The organism is Nocardioides dokdonensis FR1436, from assembly GCF_001653335.1.
Taxonomy (GTDB): Bacteria; Actinomycetota; Actinomycetes; order Propionibacteriales; family Nocardioidaceae; genus Nocardioides; species Nocardioides dokdonensis.
Genome location: NZ_CP015079.1, coordinates 1,267,091 through 1,283,128, shown reverse-complemented (window position 1 = coordinate 1,283,128; position 16,038 = coordinate 1,267,091). Strand labels below are relative to the sequence as shown.

16 protein-coding genes are annotated in these 16,038 nt (G+C 73.4%); 6 read left to right on the top strand and 10 right to left on the bottom strand.

From position 1 onward, the window contains the following. Positions 1-70 precede the first annotated feature (70 nt). Positions 71-520, bottom strand: a complete 450-nt coding sequence (locus I601_RS06115) for a hypothetical protein (RefSeq protein ID WP_157519929.1) — start codon at positions 518-520, stop codon at positions 71-73. Between the two features lie 82 nt (positions 521-602). Beyond that, on the bottom strand, positions 603-1,178 hold the full coding sequence (locus I601_RS06110) for a dienelactone hydrolase family protein (RefSeq protein ID WP_068107428.1): 576 nt from the start codon (positions 1,176-1,178) through the stop codon (positions 603-605). A gap of 66 nt (positions 1,179-1,244) precedes the next feature. On the opposite strand from I601_RS06110, the gene I601_RS06105 reads away from it, so the two are divergent. Next, positions 1,245-1,820: an ArsR/SmtB family transcription factor gene (locus I601_RS06105; RefSeq protein WP_068107426.1), complete on the top strand. Its 576-nt coding sequence runs from the start codon at positions 1,245-1,247 to the stop codon at positions 1,818-1,820. 11 nt (positions 1,821-1,831) lie between these two features. On the opposite strand, the gene I601_RS06100 is transcribed toward I601_RS06105, so the two are convergent. After that, positions 1,832-2,488, bottom strand: coding sequence for an SDR family oxidoreductase (locus I601_RS06100; protein ID WP_068107424.1), 657 nt, complete (start codon positions 2,486-2,488; stop codon positions 1,832-1,834). 194 nt (positions 2,489-2,682) lie between these two features. Here I601_RS06100 and I601_RS06095 point away from each other — a divergent pair, with 194 nt between their 5' ends. Beyond that, complete coding sequence (locus I601_RS06095) at positions 2,683-3,345, top strand: enoyl-CoA hydratase-related protein (protein WP_068107421.1); 663 nt, start codon at positions 2,683-2,685, stop codon at positions 3,343-3,345. 6 nt (positions 3,346-3,351) lie between these two features. Here the strand turns inward: I601_RS06095 and I601_RS06090 are convergent, their stop codons facing one another. Next, positions 3,352-4,647, bottom strand: a complete 1,296-nt coding sequence (locus tag I601_RS06090) for a glutaminase (RefSeq protein ID WP_068107419.1) — start codon at positions 4,645-4,647, stop codon at positions 3,352-3,354. Positions 4,648-4,709: 62 nt separating this feature from the next. Between I601_RS06090 and I601_RS06085 the strand changes: the two genes are divergently transcribed. Next, complete coding sequence (locus I601_RS06085) at positions 4,710-5,114, top strand: nuclear transport factor 2 family protein (RefSeq protein WP_068107417.1); 405 nt, start codon at positions 4,710-4,712, stop codon at positions 5,112-5,114. Between the two features lie 49 nt (positions 5,115-5,163). On the opposite strand, the gene I601_RS06080 is transcribed toward I601_RS06085, so the two are convergent. The 4 genes from I601_RS06080 to I601_RS06065 all read right to left on the bottom strand — a co-directional run bounded on the left by I601_RS06080 (position 5,164) and on the right by I601_RS06065 (position 9,266). Continuing rightward, positions 5,164-6,357 (bottom strand): cellulase family glycosylhydrolase, encoded by a 1,194-nt coding sequence (locus tag I601_RS06080; protein ID WP_068107415.1) that lies wholly within the window; start codon positions 6,355-6,357, stop codon positions 5,164-5,166. Positions 6,358-6,551: 194 nt separating this feature from the next. Then, positions 6,552-7,838, bottom strand: coding sequence for a GAF domain-containing sensor histidine kinase (locus I601_RS06075; RefSeq protein ID WP_068107413.1), 1,287 nt, complete (start codon positions 7,836-7,838; stop codon positions 6,552-6,554). Beyond that, positions 7,835-8,791, bottom strand: a complete 957-nt coding sequence (locus I601_RS06070) for a succinylglutamate desuccinylase/aspartoacylase family protein (protein ID WP_068107411.1) — start codon at positions 8,789-8,791, stop codon at positions 7,835-7,837. The genes I601_RS06075 and I601_RS06070 overlap by 4 nt, the downstream gene beginning before the upstream one ends. A gap of 1 nt (position 8,792) precedes the next feature. Next, the gene (locus I601_RS06065) at positions 8,793-9,266 is read right to left on the bottom strand and encodes an ATP-dependent zinc protease family protein (RefSeq protein WP_068107409.1); all 474 of its coding nucleotides are present in this window, start codon (positions 9,264-9,266) and stop codon (positions 8,793-8,795) included. Positions 9,267-9,289: 23 nt separating this feature from the next. On the opposite strand from I601_RS06065, the gene I601_RS06060 reads away from it, so the two are divergent. Both I601_RS06060 and I601_RS06055 read left to right on the top strand, forming a co-directional pair. After that, entirely contained in the window at positions 9,290-10,480 is a 1,191-nt protein-coding gene (locus tag I601_RS06060) for a RimK family alpha-L-glutamate ligase (RefSeq protein ID WP_068107407.1), read from the top strand. Positions 10,481-10,530: 50 nt separating this feature from the next. After that, positions 10,531-12,297, top strand: a complete 1,767-nt coding sequence (locus tag I601_RS06055) for a DUF429 domain-containing protein (RefSeq protein ID WP_068107405.1) — start codon at positions 10,531-10,533, stop codon at positions 12,295-12,297. A gap of 9 nt (positions 12,298-12,306) precedes the next feature. Here I601_RS06055 and I601_RS06050 read toward each other — a convergent pair whose 3' ends face one another. Together I601_RS06050 and I601_RS06045 are read right to left on the bottom strand one after the other, a co-directional pair. Next, positions 12,307-12,954: a nitroreductase family protein gene (locus tag I601_RS06050; protein WP_068107403.1), complete on the bottom strand. Its 648-nt coding sequence runs from the start codon at positions 12,952-12,954 to the stop codon at positions 12,307-12,309. A gap of 24 nt (positions 12,955-12,978) precedes the next feature. Further along, positions 12,979-14,571, bottom strand: a complete 1,593-nt coding sequence (locus tag I601_RS06045) for a cation:proton antiporter family protein (protein ID WP_068107401.1) — start codon at positions 14,569-14,571, stop codon at positions 12,979-12,981. A 181-nt stretch (positions 14,572-14,752) separates the two neighbouring features. Between I601_RS06045 and I601_RS06040 the strand changes: the two genes are divergently transcribed. Continuing rightward, positions 14,753-15,913, top strand: a complete 1,161-nt coding sequence (locus I601_RS06040; protein ID WP_068107400.1) for a PQQ-dependent sugar dehydrogenase — start codon at positions 14,753-14,755, stop codon at positions 15,911-15,913. The last annotated feature ends 125 nt before the right edge of the window (positions 15,914-16,038 follow it).

Here is a 16,038-nt window from a genome sequence, read left to right as displayed (position 1 = left end):
GATCGGTGAGCCTGCCGTGGGTGGACCAGGTGTGCAGCAGCTCTCAGGACCGGCGGAGCGGACGTCGATCTCAGCTCGCCCCGGCCATCGGCTGGCAGACCAGACCACCCGTGCTGGTCGTGTGGTCGGCTTCGGCACTGTCGTAGAGCGTCCACGCACGCGACTTGGGGTTCACCACGCAGAATCCGAAGGACGAGGCAGACCCCTTCCCGGGCAGTGCCTGGTAGATCTGGATCAGGTTGCCGTCAGTGAACTCGAACCCGGACTCCTCTGCGAACCGCATGAGCGACGCATGGTTCCTCGGATAGGCCTGCGATTCGGTGTGGTGCGCCCGTAGGAGGCGCGCCAGGGCGGACGCGTCGCGGCGCGTGGCCCTCTCGGCCGAGGACGCGCCGTCAGCCTGCGGGTCGGCCGTCCGGGGAGGGGCAGGCTCGGCAGGAGTGTCGGCGCCGCACCCCGCCAGCACCACGGCGGACAGGGCGGCGGCGAGCAGCGGAGACTTCATCACGTCGCCGATCATGCCGTGGGAGAGGCTGGCCGGCGAGCCGACCACGAGACGAGCAGCGAGGCCGGGTGGCTGCGTCCACTGAGGCCAGCGTCGGTCAGAGGGCGTCGAGCAGGCGCAGCGCCCGTTCCAGCACCAGGGCCGTGGCTGCCGGGTCGAACGCGGGGAGCGAGGAGTCGGTGAAGAGGTGCTCCTCGCCGGGGTAGAGGAACAGCTCCGCCGCCTCGGTCGACGCCACCAGCTCCCGAGCGGCGTCGATGTCGCCGCCCTCCTCGGCGAAGAACGGGTCGGCGTCCATGCCGTGGACCTGGACCGGGACCCCCTCCGGCCACCGCTCGCCAAACTCCGAGACCGGCAGGCAGGCGTGCAGCAGCAGCGCGCCGCGCGCGTCCGCGCGCGTCTGGGCCAGCCGTTGGGCGGGCATCACCCCGAGCGAGAACCCGGCGTAGACGGCCGAGGAGTGACCCTCGGCAGCGGCCACGCCACGCTCGAGGAGGGTGTCGAAGCCGACCTCGCGGGCGTGGGCCATGCCGTCCTCGATCGTGGTGAAGGTACGGGCGTCGAAGAGGTCCGGGGTGTGCACGGTGTGCCCCGCCCGCCGGAGCTCGTCGGCGATGGACACCACTCCCGCGGTGAGTCCCTGGACGTGGTGGAACAGGACGATCGTGGACATGGCTCTCCTTGCCTGGCGAATGATCCAACAAGATGGAACGTTCTGGAACGGTAGTCTGGTCAGGCCATGTCCAGCAACCCCCCTCCTCCCGACTACGAGCTCGCCGACCGGCTCGTGCTCACGTCACCGGCGCAGGTCAGTGCCCTCAGCAACCCGCTGCGGACGACGGTCCTCGGTCTGCTCCACGAGCGGGCGGCCACCATCACCGAGCTGGCCACCGCGGTGGGCCGACCCAAGAGCACGGTCGCCCACCACGTCAAGGTGCTGACCGAGGCGGGGCTGGTGCGCGTCGTGCGGACCCGGCGGGTGCGCGCCATCGAGGAGCGCTTCTACGGCCGCACCGCGCGGATGTTCCACGTCCGTGCCGAGCAGGGGGGCGAGGGCGCGACCCTGCCGCGGGACTTCAACGACCTCGAGGTGGCCGCGCGGGAGTCGGCGCCCGCGTTCGCCGACGGGCGGTTGTGGGGCTTCGTCCGGCACGCGCGCCTGCCCGAGGAGCGCGCCGTCGAGTTCTGGGAGCGGATGGCCGCGCTGGTGCGCGAGTTCGACGAGCTGCCCCGCTCCGGCGACACCGTCTACGGCTTCGCCGTCGGCATCTACCCGACGGCCCACCCGCGGCTCCCCGAGGTCGCGGGGGACTGACCTCCGCCCGCTCAGCGGACGTGCCGCAGGCCCTCCTCGATCGGGGTGTCGCCGTCGTTGAACGGGATCGTCAGCCCGGCGACGGCAGCGGGGTCGGCGCCGGCGACCGCACGGATGACGGCCGCGACGTTGCCGCGCGACACCTCGCCAGCGTCGGCGGAGCGCACGTCGATCCTGCCGGTGGTCGGCCCCTCGGTGAGCGCGCTGGGCTTGAGGATCGTCCACTTCAGGGCCGACTCCTCGAGGTGGGTGTCGGCGGCGGCCTTCGCCTCGGCGTAGTGGAAGAACGCGTTGTCGGCGGGGACGCCGTGATCGGGTCCGGCGCCGAAGTAGGAGACCATCACGTAGCGCTCGGCCCCGGCCGCTGCGGCGGCGTCCATCGAGCGGATCGCGGCGTCGCGGTCCACGGCGTACGTCTTCTCGGCCGATCCGCCCCCGGCGCCTGCCGACCACACGACCAGGTCGTGGCCACGCAGCAGGTCCTCGAGCTCGCGCTGCTGCATGGACGCCACGTCGGCGACCGCGGGCTCCGCGCCCAGCTTGCTGATCGCGGCCGACTGGTCCGGGTCACGGATCACCGAGGTGACCTCGTGACCGTCCTCGACCAGCAGCGGCGTCGCCTTGCGGGCCACCTTGCCGTGTCCTCCGATGATGATGATGCGCGTCATGCGTCCTCCTCGATGATCGTGGGGGACGGGCCGCCGCGGGGCGACCCGACTCTGTGCCGGCACCGCCGGCTCCGGCCCGACCTCGGGCCGCGTCCCGATTGTGGCCAGGAAGGCGCTTCGGGAACACACCCGGAGGTGCCCTCCAGCACCCGGCGTGACGTGTGCTCTGATGTCGCCGACGAGAGGAGCGCCGCATGCCGACGCTGACGCACGACGGACCGCTGTGGACCATCCACTTCGGGGACGACGAGAACCGCTTCACCCCCGCCTTCCTCGACGAGGTGGACGGCTTCCTCGACGACCTCGCGTCCTCCACCGAGCCGGCGGCGCTGATCACCACCGGTGACGGCAAGTTCTACTCCAACGGCCTGGACCTGGAGTGGCTCGGCGCGCACCCCGACCGCCTCGGCGAGTACGTCGGCCGCGTCCACGGCCTCTTCGAGAAGGTGCTGACCCTGCCGGTGCCCACCGTCGCCGCCCTCAACGGTCACGCCTTCGGTGCCGGCGCGATGCTGGCCATGGCCCACGACCACCGGGTGATGCGCGAGGACCGCGGCTACTTCTGCTTCCCCGAGGTCGACATCCACATCCCGTTCACCCCGGGCATGAACGCGCTGATCATGGCCAAGCTGACCCCGCGGGCCGCGATGGACTCGATGACCACCGGTCACCGGTTCCCCGGCGCGGACGCGGCGGCGGCCGGCATCGTCGACGTCGCCACCGGCCTCGAGGACCTGCCCGAGGCCGCGGCCGCGCGGGTGCGGCACCTGGCCGGCAAGGACCGGGCCACGATGGCCACCATCAAGCAGCGGATGTTCGCCGACGTCGTCGCCGCGCTGCGGCTCGCCGAGGTCTGAGCGGGCTCAGCCGCCACCGAGGGCGGCCGCCTCGGCGACGGTGCCGACCACCGTCGGGCGCAGCCCGTCCCCGCAGTCGGGGTCGGGCAGCGTCGACTCGGGGTCGACCACCGTCACGCTGCAGCCCTCCACGCTGAGCCGGCGTACGGTCTCGAGCAGCATCCGGCGCGCCACCGCGTTGATGGAGTGCACCCTCGTGAGGTCGAGCACGACCGCGTCGGAGAGCTGGCCCGCGGCATCGGCCTCGGCGAGGTCGCGCACCAGCCGCTCGGTGCCGGCGAACTGCAGGGAGCCGTGCAGCGAGAACACCTTCGCGGCGCTGCCGTCGACCTGCTGGACGGTGTGCATCCTCCTGATGGTCGCGCGCACCGGCTGGGGGGCGTCCATCATGTGCAGCCCCATGTCGGCCGAGAGGTGGCGGCACACCTCGACGCCGCGGACGCTGGAGCCGTGCGGGTCGAGGCGCGGCGAGAAGGCCGCGATGCCGAGCTGGCCGGGCAGTGCTCCGATGATCCCGCCCGACACGCCGCTCTTGGCGGGGAAGCCGACGGTCGAGATCCAGTCGCCGGCGGAGTCGTACATGCCGCAGGTGGCCATCACGCTCATCACCTGGCGGGCCACCCACTCCTCGACGACCTGCTCCTCGCTCACCGGGTGCACGCCACCGTTGGCCAGCGTGGCGGCCATCAGCGCCAGGTCGCGCGTGCTGACGCGCACCGAGCACTGCCGGGTGTAGGCGGCCACGACGTCCTCGGGGTCCTCGGTGATCGAGTCACGGCTGCGCAGCATGTTGGCGATGGCGTAGTTGCGGAAGGCCGTCGCCGTCTCCGACCCGTACGCCGCCTCGTCGACGTCGAGGGGACGCCCGGCGAAGGCGGACAGCCCGGCCAGCACCTGGTCGCAGCGACCCTGCGGGTCGCCCGGGTCCCCGAGCATGGTGTGCACGACGATCGCGCCGGCGTTGATCATCGGGTTCAGCGGCCGACCGGAGCCCTTCTCGAGGGACAGCTCGTTGAACGCCTCGCCCGACGGCTCGACGTCCACCTGGTCCAGGACCGCCTCGAGCCCGCGCTGCTGCAGCGCCAGCGCGTAGACGAACGGCTTCGAGATCGACTGGATCGTGAAGCGCGACTCGCAGTCGCCGGCCTCGTAGACCGCGCCGTCGACGGTGGTGAGCGCCACGCCCAGGCGGTCGGGATCGACCTGGGCCAGCTCGGGGATGTAGTCGGCGACGGCGCCGGAGGTGTCGGCGCCGCAGGCGCTCAGCACCTCGTGCAGGTAGTCCGGGATGGGGGAGTCCACCCGGGCAGGATGCCGTCTGCGCCGCACCACGTGTCAATCGCGCCCCGTGGTGGGATGGGGTCATGGACGTCACCGCTGCCCTGGCCCGCTGGCACGAGGTCGCCGAGGCGGGTGACGCCTCGCGGCTGCCGGCCCTCGTCGCCGAGGACGGGGTCTTCCGGTCCCCGGCGGTGCACACGCCCCAGGAGGGTCGCGACGCCGTGGTGGGCTACCTGAGCGCCGCCTTCACGGTGCTCGGGCCGCAGCTGCGCTACCTCCGCGAGTGGGTGGGCCCCGACTCCGCGATCCTGGAGTTCAGCGCCGTCGTCGGTGGCAAGCAGGTCCACGGCATCGACATGATCACCTGGGACGACGCCGGGCTGATCCGTGACTTCACGGTCATGGTGCGCCCGCTCCAGGGCCTGCAGGCGGTCATCGAGGAGATGGGCGCCGAGCTGGTGCGGATGCTCGAGGCCGCCGGCGACTGATCGCCGTCACCACCACCTACACCCCGACCCGGGGCTCCGCAGGGCCGCGTCAGCGACCCGCCCAGCGCTGCACGGCGCGGTAGACCGGCTTGGGCTTCAGCCCGGGGGTCATCAGGCCGTAGCCCTTCATGTGCCGCCCGGCGTCGGTGCGGGCCCGGTCGTTGTAGAGGAAGGCCTTCTTCACGAAGGGGAACTGCTTGCGCAGCGCCTCGAGCGCGGCCACGGTGAAGGTGCCCTGCTGGCGCCGGCTGACGCCGCGCTCCCACGGCTGCTCGCCGCCGCGGTCGGAGTGCGAGGACCAGCCGAACTCGGTGACCCACACGGGGCGGGTGTCGCCGTGGCGACGCATCAGGGCGCGCACCTCCGCGAGGTGGCTGAACTCCCACTGCGACTCGCCCGACCCCGACATCGGGCCGGTGTCGGAGGGCGACTGGTACGGGTGGGTGGCCAGCACGTCGAAGCAGGCGCCCGCGCCGGCGTCGTACGCGGCCTCGATCCACTCCGAGTCGTTGTGCATCGTGCCGCCGAAGACGAGCTGCGGGCCGCCCGCGGTCGCGGGGCGCACGGCGTCGTGGGCCGCGCAGAGCAGGTCGGCGTACGCCGCCGGGTCGGCGCCGGCGAGGAAGTCCTTCGAGTTCGGCTCGTTCCAGACCTCCCAGGCCTGCACCTGCCCGGCCCAGCGGTCCGCGGCCCAGGCCAGCGCCCGGCCGTAGTCGCGGGGGTCGGCCGGCAGCGAGCGCTCGCCGGCCTCGGGGCCGGCCCAGCCGGGGGTGAGCCAGAAGGTGGCGAGCACCTTCAGCCCCCGCTCCGATGCCATGTCGACGACCCGGTCGACGAACCGCACACCCCAGCCGGCGGGGTCGATGCGCCCGGCGGTCGGCTGGATCATCGCCCAGGACATGTCCAGGCGGACCCAGCCCGCGCCCATGTCGACGAGCCGGTCGAGCACCCCGGCCCGGTCGGCGTCGGAGTAGGACGACCACAGCCCGTGGAACTGCACACCGAGCTCGGGAGGGGGGTTGTCGCGGCGACGGCGCTCCTGGGTGCGCGCGGCGAGCGGGGCGGCGGACACGGGCCCGAGCGCGACGGTGGACGACTCGACGGGCGCGACGGGGGCGGCGGGGGCGCCGGCGGGCACGGACAGCGACGCGGTGACCAGGGCACCGGTCAGGGCCGTGAGCAGGGCGCCGCGACGGTGCCGGCGGGGGGCGGGGCTGGTCGCAGCGCGGTGGGGGGATCGCACAGGTGGCTCCGGGGGGAGGAGGGGGATGGTTCAGGGGGGGGTGGAGAAGGGGGGATGGTGCGGGGGAAGGTCAGATCTTCGTCAGCGGAGCCCGGACCCCGCCTCCACCGATCGGACATCCTTGGGTGGTGGAAGGTAAAACGTGCCAGGAGCCTCGAGGTCACGCACGGGTTCCGTGAGCCCGCGGGCCGGGCTCAGGCGGCCGGCAGCAGGACCTGGACCGACGTGCCCTGCCCGGGCGTCGACCGGAGGTCGATCGTGCCTCCGTGGCGCTCGACCACCCGGCGGGTGATCGCCAGGCCCAGCCCGCTGCCGGGCACCTCGCCGCCGTCGGGCTGGGCCGAGCGGGTGAACTCGTCGAAGACGGTGGCCTGGTCGGCCAGCGGGATGCCGTGGCCGGTGTCGGTGCAGGTCAGCGACACCCGGTCGCCGACGGTGCTCGTCGTGAGGCGCACCGACCCGCCGGGCGGGGTGTACTTCAGGGCGTTGCTCAGCAGGTTGGAGACCACCATCGCCAGCTCGGCAGGATCCCCCTCCGTGTGGCAGGGCTCCTCGGCCCCGTCGACGGTCAGGGTGATGTCGCGGCGCTGGGCCTGGACGGCGGCGAGCTCCTGCGCCTCGGCCACCAGCTCGCGCAGGTCGACCCGGCGACGGGCCGGCAGCTGCTCGGGGTCGCTGACGCGGGCCAGGCTCAGGAGGCTCTCGACCAGCGCCTCCATCCGGCGTGCGGCCCGGCTGATGGAGCTCACGCTGCGCTCGACCTGGTCCGACTGCGCGGGCGTGTCCTGGAGGATCTCCACGTGGCCCAGGATGGAGGTGAGCGGGTTCTTCAGCTCGTGGGTCACCGCCGCGTTGACCTGCTCGCGGTAGCGGCTGGACTCCCGCAGTCCTGCGGCGAGCTCGTGCTCCCGCTGCAGGGCGCGGGCGCGGTGGATGGCCAGCCCGGCCTGCACGGCGTACATCTCCAGCACCTGGCGGGCGAGCTCGTCGGGCCGTCGGCCGTCGATGGGCAGATCGACACCGAGCACCCCCACCAGCTCCCCGTTGGGGCCGTGCAGCGGCGCGTGGAGCGCGTCCATGGGGTGCCAGGCGTCCGGGCCCGTGAGCGCCTCGACCCGGGGGACCCAGGTGCTCACCACGTCGTCGGGCAGGCGGTCGTGGGGGACGAAGCGCAGCTGCCCCCACTGGTCGGCGATCTCGAACTCCTCGAGGAACTCCTCCACCCGCACCCGGCGCCCGCTCATGGTGCGTGCGGCCTCCTCGTCACCGGCGACCGCGAGCACCTCGAGGAAGCCGTCGTCGTCGAGGTAGTTGACCGCGGCGATCTGGAAGCCCAGCACGTCGACGACGCCCTGGGCGACGAGCTGCAACAGCTCGGAGAGGGTCCCGGCGCTGCTGATGCTGGTGAGCAGGGCGTGCAGCTCGCGCAGCATCACGACCTCGCGGGGGACCTCGGGCCCGCCGCTCGTCCGCGGGCTCACGGCTCGACCTCGGCGAGGTGGAGCACCGCGTCCCCCGAGCTCACCAGCGGTGCCTCGGTGCGGCCCACCACGATGCCCGCGCGGTCGGCGTGCACCAGTCGCACCCGCTTGCCGAAGGAGTCGAAGAGCCCGCCCAGGCGCTCGCCCTTCTCGACACGCTGGCCCAGCTCGGCCTCCAGGTGCAGCATCCCGGTGCCTCGCGCGCGCACCCAGCCGCTGCGCCAGCTCTCGAGGCTGGCCGGCGGCGGCTCCTCGTCGACGGGCCCGGTCATCTCCAGCGCCGCGAGCACGCGTCGTACGCCGCGCACGCCGGCGTCGATCGCCCACGGGTCCATCCGCCAGGCCTCGCCGGCCTCGTAGAGCAGCACCTTGGCGCCCTCCTCGCGCGCGGCGTGGCGCAGCGAGCCGTCCCGCAGCCGCGCGTGCATCATCACGGGCGCCGCGAACGCCTCGGCCAGGCGACGGGTCTCGGGGTCCTCGAGGTCGGTGCGGATCTGCGGCAGGTTGGTGCGCCGGTCGGAGCCGGTGTGCAGGTCGATGCCCACCGAGCACTTGGCGACGACCTCGGTCATCATCAGGTGCGCGATGCGACCGGCCAGCGAGCCGCGGGCCGAGCCGGGGAAGGACCGGTTGAGGTCGCGGCGGTCGGGCAGGTAGCGGCTGCCGGTCATGAAGCCGAGGACGTTGACGATCGGGATCGCGATCAGCGTGCCCCGCAGGGTGCGCGGGTCGAGGTCGGCGAGCACCTGGCGCACCACCTCGACGCCGACGGCCTCGTCGCCGTGGATGGCGGCGTCGATCCAGACGGTGGGGCCGTCCTCGCGCCCGTGCACGACGCGGACCGGCAGGTCGACCTCGGCACCGGTCACCAGGCGGGTGATCGGGAGCGCGAGCGACTGGGCGCGCCCCGGGCGCACCCGCACGGGGCCGATCTCGAACGACGGGCGGGCCACGTCAGCGGCCCCGGTTGCGGCGGCGGACGGTGACCGGCGGGCGGGCGCCGCGGTAGGAGTGGCCGGGGTCCACGACGAAGCCCTGGCGCAGCGCCTCACGCCCCACGAGCAGCCGGAAGCCCATCTCGTCGCGGCGGCTCAGGCTCATCTCGACGGTGACGGTGCGCCCGACGAGGGTGAGCGCCATCGGCACCACCAGCCGCTCCTCGACGTGGCCGGAGGACGAGCGGACCTCTCGACGGTCCAGCACGGGGCTCTCGACCAGCACGGCGTCCTCGTCGGTGGCCTGCCAGGGGTGCACGGAGAAGCGCACGAGCTGCTGGCCGTCGCGCTCGAGCTCCTCGAGGTCGAAGGCGTGGATCGCCGAGGTCCGGGCCCCCGTGTCGAGCTTGGCCTTCATCCACTCGACACCGGCATCGGGCAGGCTGACCCACTCCCGCCACCCCGCCAGGGTGTAGGAAAGGTCCGTCTCCACCGTCGCCTCTCAGTCTGGAACCCATGAAACTCGCGATCCTGTCCCGCGCGCCCCGGTCGTACAGTACGCAGCGCCTGCGCACCGCGGCCCTCGACCGGGGTCACGAGGTCAAGGTGCTCAACACGCTGCGTTTCGGCATCGACCTCGCCGGTGACGAGCCGGACCTGCAGTTCCGGGGCAAGCGGCTCTCGCACTACGACGCCATCCTGCCGCGCATCGGCAACTCGATCACGTACTTCGGCACCGCCGTGGTGCGCCAGTTCGAGCAGATGGACGTCTACACGCCCAGCACGTCGTGGGGGATCACGAACTCGCGCGACAAGCTGCGCGCGACCCAGATCCTGTCCCGGCACCACATCGGGATGCCGGCCACGACCTTCGTGCGCGACCGGGCCGACGTCATCGCCGCCATCGAGCGGGTCGGCGGGGCGCCGGTGGTGATCAAGCTCCTGGAGGGCACCCAGGGCATCGGGGTCATCCTGGCGCCCACCCTCAAGGTCGCCGAGGCGATCATCGAGACCCTGCACAGCACCCGGCAGAACGTGCTCATCCAGCGCTTCGTCGCCGAGAGCAAGGGCCGCGACATCCGCGCGCTGGTGGTCGGCGACCGGGTGGTGGCGGCGATGCGCCGGGTCGCGCAGGGCGACGAGTTCCGCTCCAACGTGCACCGCGGCGGCACCGTCGAGCCGGTCACCCTGGACGCCGACTACGAGCGCGTGGCGGTGCGGGCCGCGCAGATCATGGGGCTGCGGGTCGCCGGCGTCGACATGCTCGAGGGCAACGACGGTCCCCTGGTGATGGAGGTGAACTCCTCGCCCGGGCTCGAGGGCATCGAGCGCGCCACCGACCTAGACGTCGCCGGCTCGATCATCGACTTCATCGACAACCAGGTCGCCTTCCCCGAGATCGACGTGCGCCAGCGGCTCACGGTCTCGACCGGGTACGGCGTCGCCGAGATCGCGGTGCAGGCCGCCTCCGACCTCGTGGGCAAGACCCTGGGCGAGTCGGGGCTGCGCGAGCGCGACATCTCGGCGCTGACGCTGCAGCGCGGCACCAGCGTCATCCCGAACCCGCACAGCCGGCACGTGCTCGAGGCCGGTGACCGGCTGCTGTGCTTCGGCAAGCTCGAGGAGATGCGCTCGATGATCCCGGGCCGACGCCGCCGGACCCGCAAGGTCAAGCGGCTTCCCGCCGAGCCGATCCACGAGGGCTGAACCCGCGAGGCCTGAGCGGCTGCGGGGGCGGCGTACGGCAGGGTAGGGGCATGCACTACGTCGGCATCGACCTCGCCTGGGGCCAGCGCGCTCCCACCGGGGTCGCGGTGCTGGACCCCGAGGCGCGGCTGCTGCACGTCTCGGCGCAGCGCACCGACGACGAGGTGGCCGCGGCCGTCGAGGGCGTGGTGGCCGGCGGGCCGTGCCTGGTGGCGATCGACGCCCCGCTGATCGTGCGCAACGCCACCGGCAACCGCGGCTGCGAGGCCGCGCTGAACAAGGACTTCGCGCGCTTCGACGCCGGTGCCCACCCGGCGAACACGGGCAAGCCCGAGTTCGCCGAGACCCCGCGCGGCGCCCGGATCGCCGGTCAGCTGCGTCTCGACCTCAACCCCCGGTCCGGCCGGCAGCGGCGCGCGATCGAGGTCTACCCGCACCCGGCCACGGTCGCGCTGTTCCGGCTCGGGCGCAGCCTGAAGTACAAGAACAAGGCCGGGCGCGACCTCGAGGGCCTGCGCAGCGAGCTGCTCGCGCTGATGGGCTACCTGGAGACCGTCGTGGTCACCGCCGGCGAGCCGTGGACCCGGCTGCGCGCCGACGTCGAGGGCGCCACCCGCAAGAGCGAGCTGCGCGTCGTCGAGGACCAGGTCGACGCCGTGGTGTGCGCCTACGTCGGGCTCTTCGCCGACCTGCACCCCGACGCGACCACCACCTACCTGGGTCCCGAGGGCTCCTGGGAGAACGGCTACGTCGTCGTCCCGACCCTCCCCGACGACCTCGAGCCCAGCCCGCGGCGCAGCCGGCCGCGCACCGACCCGGTCCAGGCCGCCACCCAGGCGTACGCCGCGCGCCTGCCGCAGCTGCGCGACGCCGGGGAGCGCTACGTGCGGCTGGTCCAGTCGCTGCTCGACGAGGCCGGCATCAACTACCTCTCCGTCACCGGGCGCACCAAGTCGGTCGGCTCGTTCGCGGCCAAGGCGGCCCGCAGCGTCGACGGCCGGCCGGGGAGCCGGCCGCTCTACCGCGACCCGCTGACCGAGGTCACCGACCAGCTCGGGGTCCGGGTCATCACCTACGTCCAGCGCGACGTCGAGACGGTGGCCGACCTGGTCCGCGACCAGCTCGTCGTCCACGACGACCGTGACATGGGCCGGGAGACCGCCAGCGAGGGTCGCTTCGGGTACTCCAGCCGGCACCAGGTCGTCGGCCTCGACGGCGCTCGCGAGGGCGACCCGGAGTGGTCGTCGCTGCGCGGGCTGGTCGCGTCGGTGCAGATCCGCACCGTCCTGCAGCACGCGTGGGCGGAGTTCGAGCACGACATCCGCTACAAGGGCGTCGTCCCCGAGGAGCACGAGCGCGACTTCGACCGCCGCTTCACCCTCGCCGCCGGGCTGCTGGAGCTGGCCGACCGGGAGTTCTCCACGATCCGCGACCGGCTCCAGGCCACCGACCCGCGCGCCGGCGACGACGAGGTCGCCGAGCCCGACGCCGACCCGCGCCTCGACCCGCGTGAGCTGGCAGCCTTCCTCGCCGGGCAGTACGCCGATGCCGGCTGGTCGCGCACCGACCACTACGCGTGGATCTCCGGGTTGCTGCTCGAGCTGGGCGTCACCAGCCTCGGCGAGCTCTCCGAGGCGCTGGTCGCCGTCGACGAGGCCGACATCAACCAGCGCATGGACTACCGCTACCCCCCGGGTGCGGTGCGCCGGCTCGACGACGCGCTGCTGGCGTCGTACGCCGAGAGCTACGTGGAGCTGCACGGCAACGCCCACCGCGTCGACCTGCTGCGTGCCCGGCTGGCCAAGCTGCGCGACTGACCCTGCGGCTCAGACGCGGACCAGCACCTGGTCGAGCCGCTTGCGCTCCAGGGCCGGGACCTCGGCGTCCGGTGCGGGATGGCCGACCGCGACGACGACGAACGCGCGCTCCTCGGGCGGGCGACCGAGGACCTCGCCGAGGAACTTCATCGGGCTCGGGGTGTGGGTCAGGGTCGCGAGCCCGGCCTGGTGCAGCGCGGCCAGCAGGAACCCGACGGCGATCCCCACCGACTCCTTGACGTAGTAGGGCTTGGGCGAGTCCGGGCCCTGGTGCACCTCGAAGACCACGACCAGCGCGGCCGCGTCGGTGAGGAACGGCTTGGTGGCGTCGGTGCCGAGGTGGGCGAGGGCCTGCAACCACTCCTCGGAGGCGCGACGGCCGTAGAACTCGCGCTCCTCGGCCTCCGCCGCCTCGCGCAGGCGCCGGCGGACGGTGGGGTCGGTGACCACGACGAAGCGCCAGGGCTGCACGTGCGCCCCGCTGGGCGCGCTGGCGGCGGCGCGGACCGCGTCCTCGAGGACGCCCGCGGCGACCGGGCGGGACGAGAAGTCCCGGACCGTGCGCCGACGCACCAGGTCGTCGGCGAAGGCCGCGACCCGGGCGCGGGCCTCGTCGTCGGGCAGGGACAGCTGCGGCGCGGGGACGGTGTCGGGCACCGGCCCAGCCTCGCAGAGCCTGGCTCAGTCCTGGTCGCGCAGCCGCAGACCGGCGGCCTCCGCGGCCAGGTCGGCCAGCTCGGCCCCGGCACCGTCGTAGAGCTGGAAGCCGGTCTGGGCGCCGAGCGCGCGGGCCTGGCGCAGGTCGGCGTCGTACTGCGTGACGACGGCGATGGTCCCGGTGAAACCGGCTGCGCGCAGCTGCTCGAGCGCGTCGACGTTGTTGCCGTGGAACGGCATCGCCAGCAGCACCACGCGCACGTCACCGGTGTGCAGCCGCTCGTAGAACTCCGGGTCGGTGGCGTCGCCCTCGATGAGGTCCACACCCTCCTCGACCAGGCGCGCCACCCGGTCGCCGGAGGTCTCGACACCGACCGTGGCCAGGCCGTGGACCTGCTGGAGCCGGTCGTAGGCCGCGCGGCCGACCCGGCCCATCCCGAGCACCACCGCCTCGGCGTGGCCCACGTCGATCGGCCGGTCCTCCGGGTGCAGGCGCTGCTCGGGCCGCTCGCGGACCAGCCGCGACAGGGCCTTGACGAGGTACTCAGGGCGCCTGCCCACGGCGGTGCCGACGACGAAGCTGGCCGCGATCGCGGTGGCCAGGGTGGCCAGCCAGTCCTCGCCCAGCACGTCGGCCGAGGCCGCGACCGCCACGATCAGCCCGAACTCGGAGAAGTTCGCGAGCGTGGAGCCGGTGAGGACCGACGTACGCCGTCGCAGCCCGGCGGTGCCGAGCAGCGCGGCGAAGCCCACGGCCTTGAGCGGCAGCAGCACCACCACGAGCACGAGGGCGACCAGGAGGTGCTCCAGGGTGGGCAGGGCGCCGATCCCGATGGAAACGAAGAAGCCGACCAGCAGCAGGTCCTTGACGGTGAAGATGCTCTTCGCGAGCCCCATCGCGCCGGGCCGGCCGGCCAGCATCATGCCGATGACCAGGGCACCCAGGTCGCCCTTGAGGCCGACGGCCTCGAAGAGCGCGTAGCCGGGCACCAGGGCCAGCACCAGGCCGAAGAGCGGGCGCAGCTCGTCGTGGCCGATGCGGGCCAGCACGGTGCGCAGCACCCACGCCCCGGGCAGCAGGAGCAGCAGCAGCAGGGCCCAGGGGGACGGCGGCTTCCCGGAGGAGGCGGCCAGGTAGGCGACCGCGGCGAGGTCCTGGACCACGAGCACCCCGATGGCGGTCCGGCCGCCCAGGGAGCGGCTGGCGCTGCGGTCCTCGAGGATCTTGACCACGAAGACGGTGCTGGAGAACGACAGGGCGAACCCGACGAGGACCCAGGTGCGCCAGTCGCTGCCCGCGAGCAGGGCGGTGCCGCTCAGGCCGATGGCCGCCACGACGGCGGCCCCGATCAGGGTGGAGGCGACCATGTGCACGGTCGCGGTGACCCACACCTCGCGCTGGGCGAGCTGGCGCAGGTCGATCTTGAGCCCGACGCCGAACAGCAGGAGGGTGACGCCGAGGTCGGCCGAGACCTCGAGCGCCGGCACCGAGGCGACCCCGAGCACGTTGAGCACGAACCCGGCCACGAGGAAGCCCAGCAGCGGCGGCAGCCGCACCAGCGCCGCGGCCATGCCGCCGAGCAGCGCCACGACGAGGATCGCCGTCATGTCCTCCATGGGGGTCCCTCCCGCAGGCTGGGTCGATTCTTCCAGCCACGGGGGTCTCCCCGCTCGTCAGGGCGGGCGCGGACCCGCGACCCGGCCCAGATGTCGCGCCCACCCGGCCCAGATGTCGCGCCGGGTCAGGAGCGGGCGCGGGCGACCTGACGGGTGGAGAGCGGCCTGGCACGCTGGGGCCGTGATCCGTCCCGTAGGCCGCTCGCTCGGTCTCGTCGCCCTGGTGACGTCGCTCCTGGTCGGCTGTGGCGGCGACCCGGACCCCGGGCAGCGCGCGAACGCCCCCAGCGCCACGACCCGCACCGGCTCGCCGGCCGACGACCTCGCCCCAGGGGACGCGGCGGGGCTCTCGTCCGAGGAGATCAGCACCGGGCTGACCAGCCCCTGGGGCCTGGCCGCGACCCGGGAGGGGACCGTGCTGCTCAGCGAGCGGGACACCGGACGGCTCCTGCGCCTGGAACCTGCCACCGGCGAGACCGAGGCACTGCGGACGCTGCCCGACGTCGTGCCGGGTGGCGAGGCGGGCCTCCTGGGCCTGGCGCTGACGCCCGACGAGTCGGCGCTGCTGGCCTACTACACCGTCGAGGCGACCAGCAGGATCGTCTCGATGCCCTGGGACGGTGAGCGGCTGGGCGAGCCCGTGGTGCTGCTGGAGGGCATCCCCGGAGGTGCCGGCTTCCACCAGGGCGGGCGGCTGGTCATCGGGCCCGACGAGCTGCTCTACGTGGGGACCGGTGACAACGGCGTCCCCGGGTCCGCACAGGACACCGGCTCCCTCTCCGGCAAGGTGCTGCGGTTGGGCCTCGACGGACGTCCCGCCCCCGGCAACCCTTTCGACAACGAGGTCTTCAGCTACGGCCACCGCAACGTCGAGGGGCTCGCCTTCGACGACCAGGGCCGGCTGTGGGCCTCGGAGTTCGGGGCGAACGCCTACGACGAGCTCAACCTGATCGAGGCGGGTGCCAACTACGGGTGGCCGCAGGTCGAGGGCAGCGGAGGCGAGGCCGGCCTCACCGACCCCGTGGTCGTCTGGAGCACCGCCGACGCCTCACCCTCGGGCCTGGCCTTCTGGGACGGGTCGCTGTGGATGGCGGCCCTGCGCGGCGAGCGGCTGTGGGAGGTACCGCTGACGGGTGCCTCGGCCTCGGACCAGCCCTCCGCCGACCTGGTCGAGCAGCCGGTGGGCCACTACGCCGGCGAGCTCGGTCGGCTGCGCAGCGTCCTCGCCCTGCCCCGCGACGGCGGCCCGGGGGAGAGCGGCCTCCTCCTGGCGACCTCCAACACCGACGGCCGCGGCGAGGTCCGTGACGGCGACGACCGGGTGCTGCTCCTGCGTCGCTGAGCGCGACCCGGCCCAGATGTCGCGTCCACCCGGCCCAGATGTCGCGTCCACCCGGCGCAGATCTCGCCCGGGATCAGCCGGGCAGGGAACGGACGATGTGCGCCGACTGGACCGGACATCTGCGC